Source organism: Pseudoalteromonas sp. NGC95, assembly GCF_015864705.1.
Lineage (GTDB): Bacteria > Pseudomonadota > Gammaproteobacteria > Enterobacterales > Alteromonadaceae > Pseudoalteromonas > Pseudoalteromonas arctica.
This window is the reverse complement of the sequence record NZ_JADYWR010000017.1, coordinates 44,898-67,017: the sequence shown is the minus strand read 5'-3', so window position 1 is coordinate 67,017 and position 22,120 is coordinate 44,898. Positions and strand designations below refer to the sequence as shown.

Annotated in this window: 16 protein-coding genes and 1 pseudogene; 14 read left to right on the top strand and 3 right to left on the bottom strand. The window is 38.6% G+C overall.

The features are described 5' to 3' along the window. Window positions 1-73 precede the first annotated feature (73 nt). Window positions 74-1,852, bottom strand: a complete 1,779-nt coding sequence (locus tag I6E70_RS15280) for a DUF885 domain-containing protein (protein ID WP_197189054.1) — start codon at window positions 1,850-1,852, stop codon at window positions 74-76. Window positions 1,853-2,210: 358 nt separating this feature from the next. On the opposite strand from I6E70_RS15280, the gene I6E70_RS15275 reads away from it, so the two are divergent. From I6E70_RS15275 to mdoH, 14 genes are all read left to right on the top strand, one after another. Then, window positions 2,211-3,197: a GGDEF domain-containing protein gene (locus I6E70_RS15275; RefSeq protein ID WP_197189066.1), complete on the top strand. Its 987-nt coding sequence runs from the start codon at window positions 2,211-2,213 to the stop codon at window positions 3,195-3,197. A gap of 83 nt (window positions 3,198-3,280) precedes the next feature. After that, window positions 3,281-4,036 carry a bifunctional demethylmenaquinone methyltransferase/2-methoxy-6-polyprenyl-1,4-benzoquinol methylase UbiE gene (gene ubiE / locus I6E70_RS15270; RefSeq protein WP_024589468.1) on the top strand — a complete coding sequence of 252 codons (756 nt, stop codon included), beginning with the start codon at window positions 3,281-3,283 and terminating at the stop codon, window positions 4,034-4,036. 11 nt (window positions 4,037-4,047) lie between these two features. Continuing rightward, window positions 4,048-4,728: a ubiquinone biosynthesis accessory factor UbiJ gene (locus I6E70_RS15265; protein WP_121953988.1), complete on the top strand. Its 681-nt coding sequence runs from the start codon at window positions 4,048-4,050 to the stop codon at window positions 4,726-4,728. A gap of 9 nt (window positions 4,729-4,737) precedes the next feature. Further along, window positions 4,738-6,342, top strand: coding sequence for a ubiquinone biosynthesis regulatory protein kinase UbiB (gene ubiB, locus I6E70_RS15260; RefSeq protein ID WP_197103482.1), 1,605 nt, complete (start codon window positions 4,738-4,740; stop codon window positions 6,340-6,342). Window positions 6,343-6,422: 80 nt separating this feature from the next. Further along, complete coding sequence (gene tatA / locus I6E70_RS15255; protein WP_007579853.1) at window positions 6,423-6,671, top strand: Sec-independent protein translocase subunit TatA; 249 nt, start codon at window positions 6,423-6,425, stop codon at window positions 6,669-6,671. A gap of 5 nt (window positions 6,672-6,676) precedes the next feature. Further along, complete coding sequence (gene tatB, locus I6E70_RS15250; protein WP_007579851.1) at window positions 6,677-7,009, top strand: Sec-independent protein translocase protein TatB; 333 nt, start codon at window positions 6,677-6,679, stop codon at window positions 7,007-7,009. Between the two features lie 48 nt (window positions 7,010-7,057). Further along, a complete protein-coding gene (tatC, locus tag I6E70_RS15245; protein WP_121953986.1) occupies window positions 7,058-7,798 on the top strand; it encodes a twin-arginine translocase subunit TatC in 741 nt (246 codons plus the stop codon). Between the two features lies 1 nt (window position 7,799). After that, complete coding sequence (locus I6E70_RS15240) at window positions 7,800-8,315, top strand: hypothetical protein (RefSeq protein ID WP_197189053.1); 516 nt, start codon at window positions 7,800-7,802, stop codon at window positions 8,313-8,315. Next, the gene (locus I6E70_RS15235; RefSeq protein ID WP_121953984.1) at window positions 8,315-9,100 is read left to right on the top strand and encodes a TatD family hydrolase; all 786 of its coding nucleotides are present in this window, start codon (window positions 8,315-8,317) and stop codon (window positions 9,098-9,100) included. Before I6E70_RS15240 ends, I6E70_RS15235 begins: the two co-directional genes overlap by 1 nt. Then, window positions 9,100-10,953 carry a sensor domain-containing diguanylate cyclase gene (locus I6E70_RS15230; protein ID WP_197189052.1) on the top strand — a complete coding sequence of 618 codons (1,854 nt, stop codon included), beginning with the start codon at window positions 9,100-9,102 and terminating at the stop codon, window positions 10,951-10,953. Before I6E70_RS15235 ends, I6E70_RS15230 begins: the two co-directional genes overlap by 1 nt. 12 nt (window positions 10,954-10,965) lie before the next feature. Then, the gene (gene hemB, locus I6E70_RS15225; RefSeq protein ID WP_024609387.1) at window positions 10,966-11,976 is read left to right on the top strand and encodes a porphobilinogen synthase; all 1,011 of its coding nucleotides are present in this window, start codon (window positions 10,966-10,968) and stop codon (window positions 11,974-11,976) included. A gap of 128 nt (window positions 11,977-12,104) precedes the next feature. After that, a complete protein-coding gene (locus I6E70_RS15220) occupies window positions 12,105-14,834 on the top strand; it encodes an ExeM/NucH family extracellular endonuclease (RefSeq protein WP_197189051.1) in 2,730 nt (909 codons plus the stop codon). Between the two features lie 324 nt (window positions 14,835-15,158). Continuing rightward, complete coding sequence (locus I6E70_RS15215) at window positions 15,159-16,778, top strand: glucan biosynthesis protein G (protein ID WP_197189050.1); 1,620 nt, start codon at window positions 15,159-15,161, stop codon at window positions 16,776-16,778. Further along, window positions 16,750-18,711 carry a glucans biosynthesis glucosyltransferase MdoH gene (mdoH, locus tag I6E70_RS15210; RefSeq protein WP_197189049.1) on the top strand — a complete coding sequence of 654 codons (1,962 nt, stop codon included), beginning with the start codon at window positions 16,750-16,752 and terminating at the stop codon, window positions 18,709-18,711. The genes I6E70_RS15215 and mdoH overlap by 29 nt, the downstream gene beginning before the upstream one ends. Before the next feature lie 854 nt (window positions 18,712-19,565). Here the strand turns inward: mdoH and fusA are convergent. Both fusA and I6E70_RS15200 read right to left on the bottom strand, forming a co-directional pair. After that, window positions 19,566-21,650: an elongation factor G gene (fusA, locus tag I6E70_RS15205; protein WP_007579829.1), complete on the bottom strand. Its 2,085-nt coding sequence runs from the start codon at window positions 21,648-21,650 to the stop codon at window positions 19,566-19,568. Between the two features lie 206 nt (window positions 21,651-21,856). Next, window positions 21,857-22,060 (bottom strand): annotated as a pseudogene (locus tag I6E70_RS15200) (HTH domain-containing protein); the annotation flags it as partial. Between the last annotated feature and the right edge of the window lie 60 nt (window positions 22,061-22,120).

The following is a 22,120-nucleotide window of genomic DNA, read 5'->3' as shown; positions in this document are numbered from 1 at the left end:
TAAAATAAAAAAGTGCTATACCACCAAAATGACATAACACTTTTATTTGTTCAAGGCTTTAACTGCCTTATATCTAATTCTGTTGTTTAGCTAACTCTGCTTTTATATATAAACGCACTTGCGTTTCAAGTACCGATAAAGGCACTGAACCATGGCGTAATATTTGATGATGAAATTCACGAATATCAAAGCTTTTTCCTAGCGCTTGCTCTGCTTCAATGCGTAAACGCTTAATAGTAAGCTCACCTATTTTGTACGAAAGCGCCTGTGCAGGCCATGTAATATAACGATCGGTTTCGGTTTTAACGTTATGCAACGAAAGCGCTGTATTTTCGCTCATAAAGTTCATGGCACGCTCGCGACTCCAGCCATACATATGCATACCTGTATCAACAACTAAACGCGCTGCTCGCCACATTTCATACGTTAAACGACCAAAACGGCTATATGGGTCTTGATAAAAGCCGGCTTCTAAACCTAAATATTCAGAGTAAAGCCCCCAACCTTCGCCAAATGCCGAGAGGTAAGCATCACGACGATAACTAGGCAGATTTTCAAGCTCTGCATTAAGTGATATTTGTAAATGATGGCCAGGCACGGCTTCGTGCAGCGTTAATGCTTCTAAAACATACAAAGGGCGCTTATCTAAAGCGTAAGTATTTACCCAATAATACCCTGCTTCATCATCTCGATTAGAGCCTGAATATCGACCGGTTGTGTATTTAGGTGCAATACTAGCCGGTACAGGTGCTACACCATAAGGTTTGCGTGGTAAGGTATGAAATAACTTAGGCAGTTGTGCATCCATTTTTTTAGCAATATAAGATGCTTCTTTTAAAAGTTGCTCTGGTGTTGTGGCGTAAAATTGTGGATCAGTGCGTAAAAAGTGAATAAATTCGGCAAACGTGCCTTTAAAACCTACCTCTGCTATTACATTTTCCATTTCACTACGAATTCGCGCAACTTCTTTTAAGCCAAGTTCGTGAATCTCTTTAGGTGTCATGTCGGTAGTGGTGTAGTACTTAGCTCTATTTTTATAAAACGCTTCGCCATTAGGTGTATCTGATATACCAATACTTGTACGTGCACCAGGTCGATATTGCTGCGTAAAAAACGCTAAATAATCTTTATAAGATTTTATAACCTCTTCTTTTATAATATTTTTAGCTTTTTGTTGTAGTGCTTTAAATTCACTTTCACTTAAACCCGCTGTATTAGTTAAAAAAGGTTTATAAAATTCAGACGTAGTTACATCGTCAACAATGTAGGCATTAATTGAATCTTCATAACCTTCCAACACAGCTTTAGGTTGAGTAAGCCCTGTCTCAAGCCCTTTTTTCATCCAATACATGTTTTGCTCAAAAAAGCGTGGAGCTTGCGCCAATCGTGCAAGATACACTTGATAGTCTTCCGGGTTTTTATATTGAGAACTATTTATTATGTACGACAAACCAGAATGGAACCCATATTCAGAGGTGAGCGGCATATAGTGCGCATTAAATACATATTCATCGACACTGTTTTGTACTTGAGCTCGAATAATATCGAAGTTAATTTGATTTTCGTCGCTTAGCTTTTCAATATTAATAGTGTCTAATTCAGCAAGTAATCGCGTTTTATTTTTATATTCTTGCGCTAAAAATTCAGGGGATAAATTTGGTAATAAATAACCTTCAACACCACCTACACTATCGTAAGGGTTAATGCTTTCTCTATAATCAACAATACTTTGCGCTACTTTAGTAAATTGTTGATCTGAATTTTGCATGGTCATTTGGCATGCACTTAGTGAGCACAAAACCGTGATACCAAATAAAGATTGGCGAAGTGGCTTAATTAAAAAATGATTCATTATAATGTAACTTAGCAGTGTTATTAATTTCATAAAGCTATCGTAGGGTAAATAAATAGCAAGTAAATGAGACCAACCTCATAGTAATAATCCCTACTTATACCAAGTGTATTAATACGTTACATACATTAAATGAAGTAAAAACCAGCCTAATTGATGAGAAAAACAGCGATTAAGCTGCTAAAGCAAAATTTAAGTTCCCTAACTATCGTTTTTGCTTTTAAATAGCTCGGATAATGATTACTGTATAAAAAAATAATAAAAAGCTCGGACGCATAACCGCCTCATGGAATGAGATATTTTAAAATTTGCACTTATGCGTACTTAGTTGGTATTTAAAATGATGTTCCATGATTCCATGGCTATTGCACAAGAAAAAATGACCAAAGTGTGTGTTTTTTTAGAGCGCTATACGCTCCCACCTACGCCGCTGAATTATCAAGTTGTTTATGCTTATACCAGTCAAACTAATCTCAAGCTAAATAAAGCTTTAGACCGTGCTATCGCTGTTGAAGACAATATAGATAGCGTTTTAATTGAACAACTACATTCTGAGTTTTTAAATACTGGCCACAAAGCGCAAGTCAACATGATTCAAAATGTTGATGGTGTTATAAACTCACTTTCTCAAAATTCTCAAGCTACTGAAAAGCAAATAATTCGCTTTGCGGGTCAAGTGAGCGAATGCGTACATTCGCTAGATGAGAACAACATAGAACAAAGCCGTCAAGCGCTTGAAGTTCTTCATAATCAAACCGCCGAATTACTCAACCAACATAAGCAATTCAAGCAAGAACTAAGCAAAGCCAAACAACTACACGAAAAAACACAAAAGCAGCTAACTCAACTTCGTAAACAGCATATTATTGATAGCCAAACAGGGCTTTATAAGCGCCATTATTTAACGCAACAAACCCAAGTGTGGACTAATCAACAAAAATCTATTTGCGCAATAGCGATTCAAATAGACAACCTTGATCACTTTACTAAAAATTATGGTGATATTATTGGTGAAGTCATTTTGAGTAAAGTCGCTAAGCAAGTGCAAAAATATGTTTTTCAAAGTGGCTTACCTGGTCGCACAGCAAAAGATCAATTTACTGTTCTCCTCGCCGACATAGACCCAGATACAGCTAATGTTATTGCCGAAAAAGTACGAAATGGGGTCGAAAAGCTACGCTTTGTTAGTTCAAAAACAGGTATCAAGCTACCAAGTATTGGCTTATCACTAGGAATTGCTCAGCATCAACAAGAAGATGATTTTAATCAGTTAGCAAAAAAAGCATCTCATGCGGCTTTTAAAGCACGTTCATTAGGTCAAAGTAGTTACACTGCAGGGCAATAAATTACCTGATAAATCATATTCAAATTGCACCTACTGTGTACAATAAAGTACACTAACCTCTATTGTCACGATAGAGATTAATCATGAACGAAACCGAACAAAAGACCACGCATTTTGGTTATAAAACAGTAGCCGAGAACGATAAAGCTTCTATGGTTGCTGATGTATTTCACTCAGTAGCTGCAAAATACGATGTAATGAATGATTTAATGTCTTTTGGTGTGCATCGTTTATGGAAACGTCAAACTATTGCAAGCTCAGGTGTTCGTAAAGGCCATCATGTACTCGATTTAGCCGGCGGCACTGGCGACTTAACGGCAAAGTTTAGCCAATTAGTGGGCGAAACGGGTCAAGTTGTTTTGGGTGATATAAACTCATCTATGCTTAAAGTTGGTCGTGAAAAACTGCATAATCTTGGATTAGTGGGCAATATCGACTACGTACAAATGAATGCAGAAATGCTACCGTTCCCAGATAATAGCTTTGATGTGATCACTATTGCCTTTGGCTTACGTAACGTTACCGATAAAGACAAAGCATTACGCTCTATGTACCGTATTTTAAAGCCAGGTGGTCGTTTACTTGTTTTAGAGTTTTCAAAACCAGAGCATGACGTACTTAGTAAAGCTTACGATTTTTACTCATTTAATTTATTGCCTACAATGGGTAAGCTAGTTGCTAACGACAGTGAATCGTATAAGTATTTAGCTGAATCTATTCGTATGCATCCAGATCAAGACACGCTAAAAGCGATGATGGAAGATGCAGGCTTTGAGCAAACAACATACCAAAACCTCACAGGCGGAATTGTTGCGCTGCACCGTGGTTTTAAATATTAAGGCTAGCAGTTATGGCGCTTGAGAAAATAACAAAAAATAATGATGCAATGCCATCTGAATTTTTTATGTTACCTAATTTTGTACTTTCGCTTATTGAGCGAGTACTAAATCAAGCACTTAGCCTTGACCCACAATTATCTCAAAAGCTAAGCGCCGTTAAACATCAGCGCTTAGTGGTTGAAGTAAGAGATTGGCAACAAAGCATCCAACTTGTTTATAGCGCTGAGCAATTACACTTATACAGTGCTCAAAATAATGAAAACGCAGATTGTATGATCAGCGCAGACATAGACACGCTTTTAGCGCTTAAAAACCCAGCTATGCTTACCCAGTTAATTCGCCAAGATAAGCTCGACTTACAAGGCGATTTAAATATTGCGCAAACTTATAGCAATGCGTTTTCAGGCATTGATATTGATTGGCCTGAACAGCTCTCTAGATACATTGGCGATACCCCCGCTCAGCAGTTATATCTGCACTTAAAAAAACTAAAACAAAAGAGCAGCAAAACCAACACTAAAATAAGTACAATGCTTACAAGTTTATGCCAAGATGAGCTCGCAATTACTATTCACCCATTAGAACTTGAGCAATTTAAACAAAAAAATAGAGAACTCAAAGGCCAAGTCGCTGCTGTTGAGCAGCGTATAAATACCTTGTTAAACTCTTTTTCACCTTCAAACACCCGCTAAGGATTTTTTGTGTCGACTGCACGTTTGTATAACATCACCAAAACATTACTTAGCTATGGGTTAGACGAGCTAATTCCAAAACATAAGATCCCTTGGTTTGGTAGAGTAGCTCGTGGCAGTTTGTTTTGGCTGCGTAATCAGCACAAAGAAAAACCTGCAGGGCTACGCTTACGTTTGGCACTACAAGAGCTTGGTCCTGTTTGGATTAAATTTGGCCAAATGCTCTCAACTCGTCGTGACTTACTCCCTCATGATATCGCTTTAGAGCTTGCGTTTTTACAAGATCAAGTTCAGCCATTTGAAGGCGCACTTGCACAAAAAATTATAGAAAAAGCGCTAGAAATTAACGACATAAGTGAGTTGTTTAGTGAGTTTTCACAAACTCCACTAGCTTCTGCATCTATAGCGCAAGTACATACAGCAAAGCTTATTGATGAGCAAAGCATTGAGCAAGATGTAGTAATTAAGGTTATTAGACCCAATATTTACGAGCAAATTAATGCCGACTTGGCGTTAATGGAAAAGCTCGCTAAGGTACTTGCAAAAGTCCATAACGAATCAAAACGTCTACGCCCCGTTGAAGTGGTTAAAGAATACAAAAAAACACTCCTAGACGAGCTCGATTTAATGCGAGAAGGTGCCAATGGGATTCAACTAAAACGCAATTTTGAAGGCTCTGATTCATTATATATCCCTGCAGTTTACAGTGATTACAGCCGTAGCAATGTGCTGGTAATGGAGCGTATTTACGGTATACCTGTGTCTGATACGGATGCATTACTGGCGCAAGACACTAATATGAAATTACTTGCTGAGCGCGGCGTAGAAGTGTTTTTTACGCAGGTGTTTAGAGACAGCTTTTTTCATGCCGACATGCACCCTGGTAATATATTCGTCTCTCGCGAGCATCCTGAAAATCCAATGTATATCGGTATTGATTGCGGTATAGTTGGTACGTTAAGCAAAGAAGATAAACGCTATTTAGCTGAAAACTTTATCGCCTTTTTTAATCGTGATTATCGCCAAGTTGCACAGCTACACGTAGATTCTGGTTGGGTACCACCAGATACTAGCATTGAAGAATTTGAATTTGCGATTCGCACAGTTTGCGAGCCTATATTTAATAAACCTTTGGCTGAAATTTCATTTGGTCACGTGCTCGTAAATCTATTTAATACTGCACGTCGTTTTAACATGCAAGTACAACCGCAATTAGTATTGCTACAAAAAACCTTATTATACGTTGAAGGATTAGGGCGTCAGCTTTACCCGCAACTCGACTTATGGAAAACAGCCAAACCCTTTTTAGAAGATTGGGTGAAGCAGCAAGTTGGACCGCTATCAGTACTGAAGCAAATGTATGCTAACTTGCCATTTTGGGCTGAAAAAATGCCTGAGTTACCTGATCTAATTTACCAAAATTTAAAGCGTGCACCACACGCTCATCAACCTCAAGAACAAAAGGTATCTCATAAACCTTTAATATTGAGTTTATTTGGTAGTGCTACAATGATTATGGCAACACTTTGTTATTTACAGCACGATTTAGTAGCTGCAAGCATTGCAATAGCCTTATCTGCTATTAGCTTTATTGCAGCATGGCGCAACGCATAAACTGAGTGCTATTTGCGCTATTGGGCGTATAATTAGTATTTAAAATATACATTTAACCGTTTTATATATTGGAGAAAACCATGGGTTTTGGTGGTATTAGTATTTGGCAATTATTAATTGTTTTAGCGATCATAGTTTTACTTTTCGGCACAAAAAAACTACGCGGTATGGGTGGTGATATTGGAGGCGCTGTTAAAGGCTTCAAAAAAGCAATGTCGGACGACACAGCGAGTGAGCAAGAAAAATCAGAGCAAATTCAACAATCAGAAAAAAGCACCGTTGACGACTCAACCAATACTGAAAAAAACAAAGATAGCAATAAGGTTTAATTAGTATGGGGATGTGGGAGCTTGTTGTTATTTTTATTGTTGGCTTAGTGGTGCTCGGTCCTGAGCGCTTACCTGTTGCTATTAGAACAGTGAGTAAATGGGTTAAAACCGCTAAATCACTTGCCAACTCGGTAAAAGCCGAAGTAAGTGAAGAACTGCGTATTCATGAACTTCACGAAAACCTTAAAAAAGCAGAACAACAAGAACTAAAAGACTTAAGCCCTGAGCTACAAAGTTCATTAACAGAGCTACAAAAAGCGGCTGAATCAGTTACTCACAGCTACAAAAAAACACAATCTGATACATCAAATAACCAACAACTTGATGAGAAAAAGTGAAATTTATTTCTCACTTTGTGGTCAACTTACTACATGGTATAAAAAATAATGGCTGAGGAAGTAAAATCGGGGTTTGTAGCGCATTTAATTGAGTTACGTGATCGGCTAATAAAAGCACTATTGAGCATTTTAGTTATTTTCATTGCCATAGTATATTTTGCGAATGATATTTACGCCTTTGTTGCACAGCCGTTAGTTTCGCATTTGCCAAGTACTGCGACTATGATTGCAACCGATGTAACTGCACCCTTTTTTGCACCTTTCAAACTTACTTTATTTGTCGCTTTATTTGCGTCGATTCCGTGGATATTGCATCAAATTTGGGGCTTTATAGCACCGGGGTTATATCAGCACGAAAAGAAAATGCTCATGCCCATTCTCGCCTCAAGTATAATATTATTTTATGGCGGCATAGCTTTTTGTTATTTTGTAGTTCTGCCAATTATTTTAGGCTTTTTTACAAGTACCGGCCCAGAGATGATGACTCTTGCGCCCGATATAAGTAGCTATTTAGGGTTTGTATTAAAACTATTTTTTGCATTCGGTATCGCTTTCGAAATTCCAGTAGCTATTATGCTGCTATGCTGGAGTGGCGCAACAACAACAAAAAGTTTAAAAGAAAAGCGCCCTTATATCGTCGTGGGTGTTTTTGTAGTGGCGATGTTCCTAACACCGCCTGATGTTTTATCACAAACATTATTAGCATTTCCGATGCTTCTTTTGTTTGAACTAGGTTTAATTTTAGCAAAATTTTATACCGCCAAACCACAAAAAGAATCTGAGGAATAAAATGAAAAAACAACTACTCTCACTATTGGTTTTATTAAGTACGCCTACTTTTGCTACGCAAACTGAATTGAATACTCAGGCCCTGCAAGCATGTAGCTTTATTGAAAATGACTTTAACCGATTACTTTGCTATGACAATACAATTACTGGTAAATCACTAACAAAGCCAACAATAACAAAAACGCTCACTCCACCAACGGCTAACAATGTACCTCAAGTCGTAGCTGCTGCACCAATGCAAGCAAAGGCAAAAACTGACGATTTTGGCTTAGAGCACAAAGAATCACAGGTAGAAAAAGAGACTGAAATTAAAGCTATGGTTACTTCAGTGAAAGAAGCAGCTTATGGCGAGTTAATTATTTCGCTAGATAACGGCCAACAATGGCGTCAAATTGGCTCTGACCGCATGCGTTTAAAAGAAAACGATACAATTGTAATCAGCCGTGGTGCATTTAACTCCTTTTTACTGAAACAAGACGGTAAAAACCGCTCTATTCGCGTTAAACGTACTAAGTAATGTCATATACGTTAATTGATGCTGGAGTTAACTTAACTAATCATCAATTTGATGACCAGCATCATGATGTAATTACCCGTGCAAGCGAAGCCGGTGTTACAAATATGCTTATGATAGGTTGTGATATTGCGAGTAGTCAGCAATCACTTGAACTTGCGATAAAACATCTTCAATATTCTACGGCGGGTGTCCACCCACATGATGCTAAATCGGCGACGAATGAATTAGAAGCACAATTAACTGCACTTGCAAACAATAAGCAAGTCATAGCGATTGGTGAATGCGGCCTTGATTATAACCGTGACTTTTCGCCTCGCGATGTACAGCGTAGTGTTTTTAGACGCCACCTAGCACTTGCCGAAAAATTAGATTTACCTGTTTACTTACATGAACGTGATGCAAGTGACGACATGCTAAGTATTTTAAAAGAGTTTAATATTCGCGGTGTACTCCACTGCTTTACGGGTAACTCAGCAGCTCTAAAGCAATATTTAGATTTAGGTCTGTATATTGGTATAACGGGTTGGGTATGTGATGAAAGGCGTGGTAAAGATTTACAACAACTAGTGCCTAGCATTCCTCTAGATCGATTATTAATAGAAACTGATGCACCATTTTTAATTCCACGAACAGTTAAGCCAAAACCTAAATCGCGTAAAAATGAACCTGCTCTGCTTCCTTATATTTGCCAAACAGTTGCGCAACTTTATCAAATAGATGAAGAAGTTGTGGCCCGCAAAACTACAGAAAACTTTTACAATGTTTTTGGTTTAAAGAGCTGCTAATGGCGTGCGCAAAAGCATTACTAAGTCTATTGATGCTTCTTTGCACTTTTTGCTCTTTCGCAAGCCCTGTAATAATAAAACATGTTTTTAACTCCCAAAACATTAATAACCTGCATTACTCTTTTGAACCAACTTCGCTATTAGATGCACATCAAAGTAGCCATATACAGTGGCAAAAAAACACAGGTAAACCTCTTAACCTAGGTCTTGAGCAGCGTTCTGTATGGATGAAATTTAAAATAAAAAACACGCTTAGTTATAATACCGAACAACTGTTGTCACTAAACAACCCTCTGCTAAACGACGTTCAAGTATATCAGTTACATAACTCGCAATTAATTTCTCACACCCAAATTGGCGATGCATACCCCCTTAATAAACGTGCGATTAAGAGTGAATCTTTATTAGTTAAACTAATTAGCCCTGCAAATAGCGAAACCATTATTATTATGAGAGTGACGAATAGCTCCGGCTTGCGAGTCCCTTTAACGCTGTGGCAACCAGAAGCTTATTTGGCACATAAAGGTAAACTTAATTTACTCTATGGCTTATTGATTGGTTTTATATTTTCTTTAGGCGTGAGTTGCTTAGTTTTATATAGTTTTTCACGTAAACGTTATTTTGTTTATGCTGGATTAATTACCCTCACATTAGGTAGCTTATTAGCCTACATTTGTGGCTTTGGCCTAAAATATATTCACCCTAATTTGCCAGCGTTACAGCAAGTTATGATCCCTATATTACTTATGCTTATTGCTTTAATGTTTTTGCCTTTACAAAAGCAAATTTGCCATCCAAAGCCCTCTTTTTTACTAACGGTTCAAAAAGTGATAGTTAATGCATTAGGTGTCTCGTTATTGTTTATTTGGCTATTTCCAACCCATATAGTGACACTATTTTGCTTAACTACTATCCCAATCGTTTTAGGCTTTTATATTGCAACTACACTTATGTGCATACGTTTATCACCTTCTAAACCTAATAAAGCGCTACTGCTCGTATTAGTTTTTTTCTTGGTGGTGATGCTTTATTTTATTGTTGCAGTAATAGGGCTATACGCCTTTGACAGAAGTACATTAGCATTTGTATTTACATGCTTTTTTAGCTGCACATTTTGTCTATGCTACAGTGTAATGAAGTTATTTATTTTGCAACGTGATGAAGAAGTAATTGCTCAGCAAACCTTGATTGCTGAAAATGCAGCTCAAGATACGCTACTTAAAGAGCGCTTAAAGTTACAAGAAAAAACACGCCAAGAACTCGAATCACAAGTCGACGAACGCACCTTTGAATTGCAAGTTACACTCAGAGAACTTGAAGAAAAAAACCGCTCACTTGAGTTACTCAATACCGAAGACGCTTTAACCGGAATAAAAAACAGACGCTTTTTTGATAAAAAGCTAATAATGGAGATTCGTCGGTCTCGTCGAGAACAAACGCCGCTTAGTATTGTTATGCTTGATATAGACCGATTCAAAAGCATTAACGATACATACGGACACATAATTGGCGATCAAGTTATTAAAGCTGTATCTGACCTTATAAAAGATCATTTAAAGCGACCACTCGATGAAGTTGCTCGTTATGGCGGTGAAGAGTTTGTGGTGCTATTACCTAATACCCCCAGCGAAGGTGCAAAAGACATAGCTGAAAAAATACGAGCAGCTATCTCAGCCAGTACAGTAACGGTTGCCAATAATGATATTCAATTTACAATTAGTGCTGGTGTATACACCAGCATTGCTGATGATGTTAGCAGCCCTCAAATTTTTACTGAGTGCGCCGACAAAGCACTTTATTACGCAAAACAACATGGCCGTAATCAAGTAATCACTTTTCCATTACCACAGTAGGAGCATATTAATATGGCCCAATCAGGATTAGACCTTTTCCCGTATACTCGCATGCGCAGAATGCGCCGCAGCGACTTTTCTCGCCGCTTAATGGCCGAAAACCAACTTAGCGTAAACGATTTAATTTACCCTGTATTTGTACTAGAAGGTAAAAATCGTCGCGAAGCAATTGAATCAATGCCTGGTATTGAACGTCTATCGATAGATTTACTATTACTTGAGGCAAAAGAACTTGTTGATCTTGGCGTACCTGCCGTTGCTATTTTTCCGGTAACCCCTGCGGACAAAAAGTCACTATTTGCCGAAGAAGCATATAATGACGATGGCTTAGTGCAACGCACTGTTCGCGCTTTAAAAGAAGCCTTTCCTGAGTTGGGTGTAATTACTGATGGTGCACTTGATCCATTCACGACGCACGGTCAAGACGGCATTATTGATGACACAGGCTATGTAATAAACGACGTAACCACCGAAATTTTAGTTAAACAAGCACTCTCGCATGCAGAAGCGGGCGCTGATGTAATTGCCCCTTCGGACATGATGGATGGCCGTATTGCTGCAATTCGTGAAGCACTTGAAGCTGATGGGTTTGTGCATACCCGTATTATGGCCTACTCAGCTAAATATGCATCTAGCTACTATGGCCCATTTAGAGACGCAATAGGTTCTGCTGGGAACTTAAAAGGTGCCGATAAAAAAACCTACCAAATGGACCCAGCAAACTCTGATGAAGCAATACGTGAAGTCGCATTAGACTTACAAGAAGGCGCTGATATGGTCATGGTTAAGCCTGGCATGCCTTATTTAGATATTGTACGTCGTGTTAAAGACGAGTTTGGCGTACCTACTTTCGCATATCAGGTAAGTGGCGAGTATGCAATGCACAAAGCAGCTATTGATAACGGTTGGTTAAGTGAGGAAGCTACTATAATGGAGTCTTTACTTGCATTTAAGCGTGCAGGCGCTGATGGAATATTGACCTATTTTGCTAAGCAAGCCGCACAATACCTAGCTAAAAAGTAAGGTTTTTATAAAAAGGCGGTTAAACCGCCTTTTATTTACATTCGTTTACATTTTTGTATTATTTTCGTCATATTTATTCTCTAAACTGGTGTCCCATTTTGGGATTAATACACGGGAATAATAAAAAAATGTTTAAAACAAAAATAACACCACTCGCACTTGTTATAGCAAGTCTCAGTGCGCCAGCCTCCGCAGATCTAATCATTTCAGAATACATAGAGGGAAGCAGTAATAATAAAGCAATTGAGCTTTATAATAACTCGTCATCTCCACTAACTCTTGATCAGTACTCACTAAGTTTGTATGTAAATGGCAAAACTACAATTCAATCAACTCTTGATTTGTCTGGTACTTTGGCAGCTAACAGTACCTTTGTTGTTGTTAATTCAAGTTCAAATGATGCACTAAAAGAAAAAGCCGATTTAGAACATGGTGTTGCTAACTTTAATGGTGATGATGCGTTAGTTCTAATGCAAGGTAGCACTGTAGTCGATAGCTTTGGCCAGCGCGGTGTAGATCCCGGTTCGTTTTGGTCTGAGGGCGCAGTACAAACACAAAATAAAACACTTCGTAGAAAAGATAGTATTACCGCAGGTAGAACAACACCTGACGCAGAGTTTAACCCAAGTGAAGAATGGGTACAGTTTGACCAAGATGACTTTGATGGCTTAGGTTCACATGCAGGTAATGGTGGAACAACACCTGAACCAATTCCAGAACCAGAACCACTTGAACCACTTGTTTGTGGCGCAGAAAAAGTACTAATTAACGCTATACAAGGCGATAGCTCTGCAAGCCCGCTTGTTGATACTTTAGTAGAGTTTGAGGGTATTGTAACCGCAGACTTCCAAGATGATGATCAATTAAAAGGCTTTTTCGTTAGCTCACTTGCTGCTGACATAGATGCAAATCCTCTCACCTCTGAAGGTGTATTTGTTTATTTTGCAGATATTGACGTAAACGTAGGCGACCATGTACGTGTACAAGGTACTGTAGAAGAATATTTTGATGCAACACAAATCGGCAGTGTTAGCCAAGTTGCCGTATGTGACACTGGTTTAGCTGCAGCAGCTACAAAAATCACTTTACCTTTAGCTGATACAACTGATTTAGAAGCTTTTGAAGGTATGTTAGTTACATTAGAACAACCATTAGTAGTAACTAATAACTTTGGCCTTGGTCGATATGGTGAAGTTGAATTAGCAACAGAACGCTTGTATCAAGGTACCCAAGTTGCATTACCTGGAGATGCAGCTAATGCAGTTGAAACTGAAAATCTACTTAAAAAGATTTTACTAGATGATGGCTCTACAGTACAAAACTTAGACCCTACAGCCTACCCAACTCCAGGCTTATCAGCAGAAAATACATTACGTACTGGCGATACAGTTAATACGGTTACGGGGGCACTTGCTTATAGCTTTAGCCTTTACAGAATCCACCCAACTGTAGCACCTTCGTTTATTGCAACAAATGCACGTGAAAATGCGCCTGAACTTAATGCTGAAGCAGATTTACGTGTAGCTAGCTTTAACGTACTTAATTACTTTAATGGTGATGGCCAAGGCGGAGGGTTCCCTACAGCCCGAGGTGCAGATTCAGAAGCTGAATTTACTCGCCAAGAAGCTAAAATTGTAAGTGCCATTAGCGCTATCCAGGCCGATGTTGTTGGTTTAATGGAAATTGAAAATGATGGTTTTGGCGAATTTAGTGCAATTGCAAGCTTAGTAGATGCATTAAATGACGCTGATAGTGCTAACAACTATGCATTTGTTGATTTTAACGTAGATCAAATTGGTACCGATGCAATTACTACCGCACTTATCTATCGTGCTAACAAAGTAGAAGAAGTAGGTACTGCTGCTATTACGACTGAGGCTCCATTTGATTTTAGTAACCGTGCTCCAATTGCACAAAGCTTTAAATCATTAGAAACTGATGAAGTATTTACTGTTGCTGTGTCACACCTTAAATCTAAAAGCTGTGGTAGTGCTTCTGGAAACAATGCAGATTCAGGTGATGGACAAGGCTGTTGGAATGAAATACGCACAGAAGGTGCTAATGCATTCGCAAATTGGCTTGATAGCAAACCAACCGGTGTTGACGACGAAGATACTATTTTAGTCGGCGATATGAATGCTTACGCAATGGAAGATCCTATACGTGCATTTGCTGATAAAGGCTACAAAAATGTAGTTGCAGAAATTGATGGTGATACGCTTGGTTATTCTTACAGTTTTTCTGGTCGCGCAGGTAGTTTAGATCATGCAGTAGCTACCCAATCACTACTTAGCAAAATTGTCGCAGCAACAGATTGGCACATCAACGCAGATGAACCTATTTCTCTTGATTACAATGTAGAGTTTAAAAGTGAAGGTCAACAATCTAGTTTGTACTCTGAAAGTGCATACCGCGCATCAGATCACGACCCTGTAATTATTGATATTAAATCTGAGGTAATTTTAACTCCTGAGGAACAAACACCAGTCATTACAGCCGCTCAAGCATTCTCAATTGATGAAAGCAGCTCCGTCGGAACAGTAATTGGTCAGCTCGTATTTAGTGATCCAAATCCGGATGTATCGCCAGTGGTTGAGTTTATAGTGTCGGGTAGTGAGACAATTTCAGTCAATGAACAAGGTCAACTTATTGTAGCCGGTGAACTTGATTTTGACGCTGAAGGTACAATTACACTATCAGTGCAAGCGAAAGATAGCGTAGACAACGTATCTGAATCGGTAACGGTTACAATTAACGTCACTGAAGCGAGCTCTGATGATGACGATTCAGGTTCATTATTATGGTTATCACTTCTTTTAGCACCACTATCAATAGTGCGTCGATTTAAAAAGAAATAACTAAGTTAAATCTAAACATTTAAAAGCCGCTCTTGCGGCTTTTTTATTTTATACAAATGTAATTCAGACAAGCTTCATTAAACCCCACGTACTATGTTCATACGATCCGTAAATCTTCTAGTCATTAATCAGTAACAACTACATACATTTGAGTGAATTTTACACAAAAAACCTCAATGAGTTACATGTGATAAGTTTACCTATTGAAAAATATAAACTTTTAAAGGGTTCACTTCTTGCTTTAGTAATCTAGAAGATACTTACAAAGAAATCAATATTTACCCTAAACGTAAAAATAAGTCGTGTTTTTATAAAGGAATGAGAATGAAACAACTAACCCAAAATCTGCCTAAATGGCAAAAGAAGTCAGCACCACTACTGGGTCTACTTATTATTTTTTCAACTTGGGGCAATAGCAACCAAGCGATTGCTGCAACCGTTGATGTAGCAATCCCACAAAGTAGCTTATTTGACGTAATTAGCGCCCGCGCTAAAAAGTTAGCAAGCGAAGAATACGTGGCGCCTAAAAACATTGAGCTTGAAGCACTTAACAATATTGATTATCAAGATTACCGTTCAATTCGATTTAAAAAAGACAAAGCAGTATGGAAAGATGAAGGCCTGTACGAGCTGCAATTATTCCATCCTGGTTTTTTATATAAAACACCTGTGACAATAAATACTGTTGATAGCGACTCTAAACGCAGTCGCTTACCTTTCAGTACTGACTTTTACCAATACGATGGCACGGCTGCACCACTACAAGAAGAAATAGCTAAAAGTGTTGCGGATACTCAACTAGGCCATGCTGGATTTCGCTTACATTACCCATTAAATACTAACGAGTATAAAGACGAAGTAATGGTATTTCAGGGAGCATCGTATTTTAGAGTTGTTGGCCCCCAGCAAGTTTATGGATTATCAGCTAGAGGCCTTGCCATTGATACTGCAGAAAATTCGGGTGAAGAATTTCCAATGTTCAAAGAGTTTTGGTTAGTTAAACCAAAGGCCGACCAAACACAAATTACCATTTTTGCATTATTAGATAGCCCATCTATATCGGGTGCATACAAGTTTAGTGTTGACCCTACAACTAATATGCTAGTTGATGTTGATGTGCAGATATTTGCGCGTAAAGATATTAAAAAGCTCGGTGTAGCTCCATTAACGAGTATGTTTTACCACGGTGAAAACAGTACCAAATTTTTTGATGACTATCGCCCTGAAGTTCATGACTCGGATGGCCTATTAACTCAATCTGCTGATGATAAATGGATATGGCGCCCTCTTAACAACCCTTCACAGCTAAGTGTAACTTCGTTTTCATACAATAATCCAAAAGGTTTTGGGTTAGCTCAACGAGACAGAGATTTTAATAACTATCTGGACACAGAAGCACATTACCACAACCGCCCTAGCCTATGGATCGAACCACAAGGTGAATGGGGAAATGGTCGTGTAGAGCTTGTAGAAATACCTACTGACACAGAAACTAACGACAATATCGTCAGTTACTGGGTACCAGAAAAACCAATGAAAGCCGGTGATTCATTAAAGCTAAGCTACAAAATGACGACCTTTAATGCAGTTTTAACTCAGCACGAAAAAGCGAGAGTACTGCGCACAAGGATCGGTAGTGCTGCTTTACCTGGTGAGGACAACCCGCCACCAAAAAGCCATCGCCAATTTACTGTTGATTTTACTGGGTCAGAAATAAATCAACTCTCTGAACAGTTAAAGCTAGATGCCGACATTCAACTTACAACAGGCGAAGTAACCGACGTGAATGTACAAAAACTGCCTGATTCACGAGGATGGCGTGTAGCCTTTAAAATTGCACCACAGGACGATCAACCCGTTGATATGCGTTTATCGTTAAAACTACGTGATAAAGAAATTAGCGAGGTATGGAGTTATGTTTGGTACCCAAATGACATCAAGTAATAAAGGTGAGGGCACTCCAATGCCATTCAAAACATTAAGAGTTTGGCTATTTGCTATTGCAGCGCTTGGCACATCTGGCTACGGCATATCTATTATGTTTGAGATTTTAAGCTCAAACGGTATGACATTACTTGAGTATGCTCTTTTAGTATTATTCTCAATCACTTTTGCCTGGATTGTAACGGCATTTTGTAGTGGAACAATCGGCTTTGTATTACAGCTGTTTCGAATTGACCCACTTACGCTAAAGCGTATTAAACCAATTGAGTTCAATAGTGAAGCAATTAACGCCCAAAAAACCGCAGTTGTAATGCCTATTTACAACGAAGACACCCACCGTGTTATCGCGGGCTTTGAAGTTAGTCTGCAATCGTTAAAAGAAACAGGTCAACTTGCAAACTTTGATTTTTACTTATTAAGCGACACGCAAGACCCAGAAATAGCTAAAAACGAGCTAAGTGCATGGCATGCATTGTGTGAACGTTTAGGTGATACAGCAAAACACGTTTTTTACCGTCGTCGCGAAGATAACAAACACCGTAAAGTAGGTAACCTAACCGACTTTTGTGAGCGCTGGGGCAGCCAGTACGACCATATGATTGTGCTTGATGCAGATAGCGTAATGACCGGGAAATGTATGTTAGAGCTTACTACAAGTATGCTCAACAACCCACAAGCAGGCCTGATCCAAACTATTCCGATCCCTGTTCGTCAAGATACCTTTTTTGGCCGCTTTTTACAGTTTGCGTCAGTGCTATATAGCCCAATGCTCGCTACTGGCTCAGCTTTTTGGCAAACTGATAAAGCCAACTACTGGGGTCATAATGCAATCATTAGAGTTGAAGCATTTATAACGTGCTGTGGCTTGCCAACACTAAAAGGTAATGCACCTTTTGGCGGCGAAATTTTAAGTCATGACTTTGTAGAAGCTTCACTACTTCACAGTGCTGGTTGGGATGTATTGTTGCTATCAGATATTGAAGGTAGCTATGAAGAAGTACCAAGTAACATTCTAGACTACGCTGTACGCGATAGACGCTGGGTGCAAGGTAATATTCAGCACTTAGGTTTACTATCGTCATCCAAATTAAAATTAATGAGTAAGCTACACTTTTTACTCGGTGCCACAGCCTATATTTCATCACTAATTTGGCTCTCAATGCTAGCGCTAAGTACTATTGACGCAGTAACGCGCGCATTAAATAGTGATGTGTACTTTAACCGTGTTTATCAATTATTCCCTACATGGCAAATAGCTAAAACCGATCTGATTGATTCACTCTTGTATTTAACTATTGTTATTTTATTAATGCCTAAACTAATGGGCATAATAGTAACCTTAATACATAGAAACAAACGCTTTGGTGGTTCAATTAAGCTCATACTAGGTTCAATCATTGAAACCGTATTTGCTATTATTGTTGCCCCATTAATGATGGTATTTCATGCTTACTTTGTACTTTGTGTGTTTTTAGGTAAAAAAGTGAAGTGGGATGCACAACCGCGCGAAGGTCGTATGGTTCCGTGGAAAGAGGCGTTTGGTTATACGTTATTCTCAACTATTGTGGCTATTGCATGGGGTTGTACGGCTTACTACTTCACGCCCGTATTCTTTTGGTGGTTATCACCTATATTGCTGGGCTTAGTATTAGGCGCTCCGATTATCCGTTATACCAGTAGCATTAAACTCGGTGTACAACTAAGAAAGTTAGGTATATTTATTTGCCCTAGTGAAGTTGATAACGACTCAACTCTAGAAGCACTTAAAATACATCTAAAAGAAATTTCGGTACCAAAGGAAGGTGCTTATCCACAAACAATACCGGCACTACCACAAGAGCAGCTGGTAACAATGCCTATCCAGTCTTTTAAGAAGCCACGCAGGCTAAAGATGAAAGCGCTAAAAGCTAAGGCTATAAAAAAGTTTAATTAGCGCGTTATAAAATACAAAAACAAAAAAGGAGCGATTAATCGCTCCTTTTTGCTATCTAAATTAAAGATCAAGCATTGCATTTATCGCTAATACTTTCAATTTTGTTAGCTAACTTATTGCAGTACATTTTAGAAATAGCTGATTGCGTTTCATCATCAAGTTGCCAGTTATAAAAATGGAACGTTTTACCATTATCTAACTCCACCTTAAAAATGGTGAAAAGAAAAAACGAACTAAATGATACGCAACTAATTTCCTCGCTATTGATATAACGCTTTGTGCATAAACGCGTATAACAAATGCCTGCTTTATAACAATGTAAAAAACGAAGATGAAGAATATTAAAAGTAGTAATAATCAGTAGAGCTGGCATTACAGTGAGAAAAACAATTTTTAGGTTCACAGAAAATATAATATGAATTAAAAATATTAAGCTGAATGCTAAAACGCATTTTGTAAATTGTAGCCACCAGTTTGGTGCTAATTTAATAGACTTCATGATTGTTACGTCTTATATAGAATTAATAGCAAACGTCTCTGCTGCGGAGACTTCCTTATCTGACTTTAGAGCTCTAGTCTAAAAGTGCTAGTATTCTACATTACGTATATAGATGCATCAATAGAAGTTCTTAAAATTCATACAGTTACATTTACTTTACAATTAACCTCTTATAAACCAACCAATTAAGTAATTGAGGTAAATAAATTGCTCTCTAGTACCTTTTTATTAATTAGTAACATAGGACTAATTAATAATAAAAAGTAGTTATAAACAACTAAAAAAATAAAACCAAATTATAGGCAATAAAAAACCCGCAACATGTGCGGGTTTTTTTAAAGAGTTAAAGCGCTAATTACTTAGCAGCTTTTTTCTCTTTTTCTGCAGCGATTACTGTATCAGCAACGTTTTGCGGACATGCAGCGTAGTGTGAGAACTCCATAGAGAACTGACCACGACCAGATGTCATTGTACGTAGTGTACCGATGTAACCGAACATTTCTGATAACGGTACGTCAGCTTTAATACGGCTGCCTGTTAAACCAGCTTCTTGGTCTTTCATCATACCACGACGACGGTTAAGGTCACCGATTACGTCACCAACGTGATCTTCTGGAGTGAACACGTCAACATTCATGATTGGTTCAAGAAGTTGTGCGCCCGCTTTAGGGATCGATTGACGGAAAGCGCCTTTAGCTGCGATTTCGAACGCGATTGCAGATGAATCCACAGCATGGAAACCACCGTCGAAAAGTTCAATTTCAACGTCAAGTACAGGGAAGCCAGCTAGAACACCAGTACCCATCATTGATTTGAAGCCTTTCTCAACTGCAGGCCAGAATTCTTTAGGTACGTTACCACCAACAACTGATGATTTAAACGTGAAACCTGAAGCAACTTCGCCTGGCTTGATGCGGTAGTCGATTTTACCGAACTGACCAGAACCACCAGATTGTTTCTTATGCGTGTAGCTATCTTCAATTTCTTTAGTGATAGTTTCACGGTAAGCAACTTGTGGTTGACCAACAATAAGGTCTACGCCGTAAGTACGCTTAAGAATATCTACTTTGATATCTAAGTGAAGCTCACCCATACCTTTAAGGATAGTCTCGCCTGAATCTTCATCAGTCTCAACTTGGAAAGATGGATCTTCTGCAACCATTTTACCGATAGCAACACCCATTTTCTCATTACCGCCTTTATCTTTAGGCTGTACAGCAATCGAGATTACTGGAGTTGGGAATACCATTGGCTCAAGTGTTACTGGGTGCTTAGGATCACATAGAGTGTGACCAGTTTGCACGTTTTTCATACCTACGATAGCAATGATGTCACCAGCTTGTGCGCTAGTTAATTCGTTACGATCATCTGCTTGCATCTCAACCATACGGCCAACACGCTCAGTTTTACCAGTAAACGAGTTAAGGATAGTGTCACCCTTGTTTAGTTTACCTGAGTAAATACGTACGAATGTTAATGCACCAAAACGGTCATCCATTATTTTGAATGCTAACGCTTTGAAAGGTTCATCTGCAGAAACGATTGCAAATTCGCCATTTTCGTTACCTTCTTCATCCATAAGAGGTTGAGGATCAACTTCTGTAGGAGCTGGTAAGTAATCAACAACAGCGTCAAGAATAAGCTGCATACCTTTGTTCTTAAACGCAGAACCACAGTATGTAGGGAAGAAAGCAAGGTCACGAGTACCTTTACGGATACAACGTTTGATGTCTTCTTCAGAAGGTGCTTCACCTTCCATGTAAGCTTCAAGTAGTTCATCGTCTTGCTCAAGGGCAGTTTCAACAAGCATTTCATAATACTCGTCAGTTTTTTCTACCATGTCTGCAGGAACGTCTGTGATTTCGTAGTTTTCAGGAAGACCAGTGTCATCCCAAACGTATGCTTTTTTAGTTAAAACATCTACAACACCAACAAATTCATCTTCAATACCAATTGGTAAAGTCATGATTAGTGGTACAGCACCAAGTACTTTACGTACTTGCTCAGTTACACGGTAAAAATCAGCACCCATACGGTCTAATTTGTTAACGAAGATAATACGTGCAACTTCTGAGTCATTAGCATAACGCCAGTTAGTTTCTGATTGTGGTTCAACACCACCAGAACCACAGAACACACCAACACCGCCATCAAGTACTTTAAGCGAACGGTAAACTTCAACTGTGAAGTCAACGTGTCCAGGAGTATCGATAACGTTAAAACGGTGATCTTTCCAGAAACAGCTTACAGCCGCAGACTGAATAGTAATACCGCGCTCAGCTTCTTGTTCCATGAAGTCAGTAGTAGATTCACCATCATGAACCTCACCTGTTTTATGGATTTGACCAGTAAGCTTTAGGATACGCTCAGTAGTCGTGGTTTTACCCGCATCAACGTGCGCGAAAATACCAATGTTTCTGTACTTCGATAAATCTGCCATTAATTTTACTCTTAATAAAGTCGATAAATTATTCGGCAGGAGTATAACATCACTTAAAGCGAACATCACCATACAAGCCGCTTAAAATGCAATCAATTCAACATATTTTTTTTATCGTCAGTATCTATTAAATATCAAACATAACAAAATAAACGCAAAGCATTGAAATATATAGAATTTAAGATTTGAGCATCAGATACACAAAGTTACTTCGCTATTTTATAGCAACGTTCAGGGCGGCCAATACTGCCATAACTTTGATCCGCTGTTAACTTACCTGATTCAAGTAAATACTCTAAGTAACGGCGTGCTGTAGAGCGACTAACACCGACCAAATCGCCTATTTGCTGAGCGGTAAATTCAGTGGTTGCGTGCTTTATAAAAGCATAGTGTATTTTGCAAAGTAAAATGTGTGCCGAGCAATAAGACAAACAGCAAAGCCATTTTTAGAGATAATTAAATACCTTTAT